Here is a 1068-nt window from a genome sequence, read left to right as displayed (position 1 = left end):
CAGCTGAGGCACTCAGTATTGGCACAAGTTATGAAGAAATTAGCCGTTCGGATGCCTATACACAACTGAATAAAAAGGCAGTCGAAGCATCGCAAAATTTAATCAATGGGGGAGCACGATAAAATGAACGCCAAGCAAAACGGAAAAATATCCCAGTCTCTCATGATTGCAATTTTGATTCTGATTACGGTCTTGGTCAGTCTGGTTATTTGGTTAAGTTCAAAAAAAACTGAATCTGAGGGGCATGGTCATGATGAGGGAAATGCCGAACATTCTGATGAAGATAGTTCTGAAGAAGGACATGCTGAAGAAGGCGAAATACAACTGACCAGCCAACAAATGGTTGAACAAGGTTTAAAAGTTGCTGTTGCATCCACAGGATTGGTTGAAAAGCTGACAACCCTGCCAGGTAAATTGGTGGTGAATACCGATCAACAAGCGCATATATCGCCTAATTTTAGTGGTCATGTCGAGCAGGTCAATGTGGCTTTAGGACAGAGCGTGCAAAAAGGACAAACGCTGGCTGTACTAATCGTGCCTGAACTGATCGACCAACAGGCAAATCTGCGTATGGCACAGGTGAATCTGGATTTGGCCCGTAAAGATTACCAGCGCGAACAGCAACTCTGGTCACAGGGGATTTCTGCCAAACAGGATTACCAGCGTGCCGAAAATGCCTACCGTCAAGCGCAGATTACTGTCCAGTCCTCACAAGCACGTTTAAATGCATTAGGTGCAAGTGGCAATAACAATGGGCGTTTTCTGATTAAAGCACCGATCTCTGGGGTGATCAGTCAAAAAGATATTGTGGTCGGTGAAAATGTGCAACTGGCTAATCAGCTCTTTGTCATTGAACAGCTGAAAGATTTATGGCTTGAGTTTAATTTGCCGAATCAATTCTCAGGTCAACTGCAAGCCGGGCAAAAAATTGACTTTAAAGTGAATGATTCAGATCAAATCTATAAAGCTACTGTACAAAGCTTAACCTCTCAGGCAGATGTACAAACAGGGCGTCTGGTGGTGCGCGCAAAACTCGATGCGCAAGCTACTGAGTTGCGTTCTAATGTG

1 protein-coding gene is annotated in these 1068 nt (G+C 44.0%); it reads left to right on the top strand.

What is annotated here, in order from left to right; translation table 11 throughout:
• Positions 1–123 precede the first annotated feature (123 nt).
• The coding region (locus tag FTT71_RS13220) for an efflux RND transporter periplasmic adaptor subunit (protein ID WP_180161024.1) at positions 124–1068 on the top strand (945 nt) is incomplete at its 3' end.

Origin of the sequence: Acinetobacter sp. YH01004 (genome assembly GCF_013420455.1) — a bacterium.
Classification (GTDB): domain Bacteria; phylum Pseudomonadota; class Gammaproteobacteria; order Pseudomonadales; family Moraxellaceae; genus Acinetobacter; species Acinetobacter towneri.
Note: the sequence above shows the minus strand (reverse complement) of the source record. Positions and strands in the feature narration are given on the sequence as shown.